Source organism: Mesorhizobium sp. M7A.F.Ca.CA.002.09.1.1, from assembly GCF_003998555.1.
GTDB lineage: Bacteria > Pseudomonadota > Alphaproteobacteria > Rhizobiales > Rhizobiaceae > Mesorhizobium > Mesorhizobium ciceri.
Window position 1 is genome coordinate 1 of sequence record NZ_RZRR01000977.1, and the last position, 1950, is coordinate 1950.

2 protein-coding genes are annotated in these 1950 nt (G+C 63.8%); one reads left to right on the forward strand and one right to left on the reverse strand.

Annotated features, from left to right (window positions below; translation table 11 throughout):
* Positions 1-372 precede the first annotated feature (372 nt).
* Positions 373-1254: a LysR family transcriptional regulator gene (locus EN994_RS29115; protein WP_013529085.1), complete on the reverse strand. Its 882-nt coding sequence runs from the start codon at positions 1252-1254 to the stop codon at positions 373-375.
* 217 nt (positions 1255-1471) lie between these two features.
* Here EN994_RS29115 and EN994_RS29120 point away from each other — a divergent pair.
* Positions 1472-1950 (forward strand): aldehyde dehydrogenase family protein (locus tag EN994_RS29120; RefSeq protein WP_127308040.1); only part of this gene is annotated, 479 nt, incomplete at its 3' end.

The following is a 1950-nucleotide window of genomic DNA, read 5'->3' on the forward strand; positions in this document are numbered from 1 at the left end:
GGTGCCGGGGCCGCAATAATTGCCGAAGACGAAAGGCGAAGGCCGCGCCATGGCGTAGCGGATCGGTTTGGGCAGTTCGGCCTCCGGGACCTTCGTCCACGGATTGGCGCAAGCGGAAACGAAAAGCAGCGGCAGGATGGCAAGAACGGCTCGCATGTCTATCCGCGCCAGCTTTCTGAAAGGTTCCCCACCCGGCGACCTGCCCGTGGCCGGCGACCGCACGCCTGATGCCACACTGGCCGGTTTTGTGGCAAGGAAAAGGCGGCACGGCCAAAGCGTATCGCGTTTGATCGGATTCATGCGATGCGCTTTAGCGTCTTAGTTTATGCATGTCGTTCGCCCAAAACCGAGATCAGTTTTGGGCGACATGCCTCAGACGAACAGGTTCCGCTCCCGCTCCACCATCTTGGTGATGAAGCTGGCGACGATCTGGACGCGGCGCAGTGGCCTGACCGATTCGTGATAGACCAGCCAGTAGGCGCGGCGGATGGGTGCCACGACATCGACCGGCACGAGTTCCGGCATCGAGCGGGCGACGAAGGTGTGCAGGATGCCGATGCCGGCGCCCGAGCGCACTGCTTCGGCCTGGCCGAGCGCCGAGGAGATGGCGAAACTGGTGCGCCAGTCCGCGCTGAATTCGGCCGCGTAGTCGAGCGAAGGGCTGACAATGAGATCCGGCACATAGCCGATAAGGGTGTGCTGGCCGAGTTCGGCCGCTGTTTTGGGCAGACCATTGGCATCGACATAAGCGCGCGAGGCAAACAGGCCGAGCGAATAGTCGACCAGCTTTCCCGCCACCAGCCGGCCTTCGGTCGGCCGCTCGACAGTGATGGCGATGTCCGCCTCGCGGCGCGACAGGGAGAAGGAGCGCGGCACCGGCACAAGCTGGATCGTCAGTTCGCGGTGCAGGGCGGTCAGCGCGCCAAGGCGTTTGGCCAGGAAGGCAACGCCAAAACCGTCCGGGGCGCCGATGCGCACCGTGCCGGAAACATCGTCGCCTTCGCCTGATATGGTCGAGCGCGCGGCGATCATGTCGCCCTCCATGCGCTCGGCAATGTCGAGGAAGCGCTCGCCGGCGGGAGTCAGCTCGCTGCCGGTGGTCAGCCGGCGAAACAGCTTTGTCCGAAGCGCATCCTCGAGTGCGGCGATGCGGCGTGAGACGGTGGCGTGGTTGAGCTCCAGCCGTTTGGCGGCGCCAAGGATCTGGCCGGCACGCGCCACGGCAAGGAAGATGCGGACGTCATCCCAGTTCATGGGGATGGTCCAGATGACAATCGCTGACGCCGCGTCCTGTGGTGGAAACTCAATCTCTCAATCCCTGCTGCTATCAGACGGGGTCTCGCATTTGCGAGAATTGATGCTCGTCCGTCAACCGCTATCTACTTTCCGCACAACGGTTGCGTTCTCCGTCGCGTTGCCATCCGCCGGCCAAAGGCGGACAATGCAGCATCACAAACAAGGGAGAGAAATCATGATCGACTATGGTCATTTCATCGGCGGCAAGCACGTCGCCGGGACCAGCGGCCGCAAGCAGGATGTCATGCAGCCGATGGACGGCTCCGTGCGCGGCACGGTGGCGCTGGCATCACAGGCGGAACTGCGCGCTGCGGTGGAGAACGCCAAGGCTGCGCAGCCGAAATGGGCCGCAACCAACCCGCAGCGTCGCGTGCGCGTGCTGATGAAGTTTCTCGAACTGGTCGCCCGCGACTATGACGAACTGGCCGACATCCTGGCGCGCGAGCACGGCAAGACGATCGCCGACGCCAAGGGCGACATCCAGCGCGGCCTCGAAGTGGTCGAAGTCTGCATCGGCGCGCCACACATGATGAAGGGTGAATTCACCGACGGCGCCGGCCCCGGCATCGACGTCTATTCGATGCGCCAGCCGCTCGGCGTCGTCGCCGGCATCACGCCGTTCAACTTCCCGGCAATGATCCCGCTGTGGAAGAT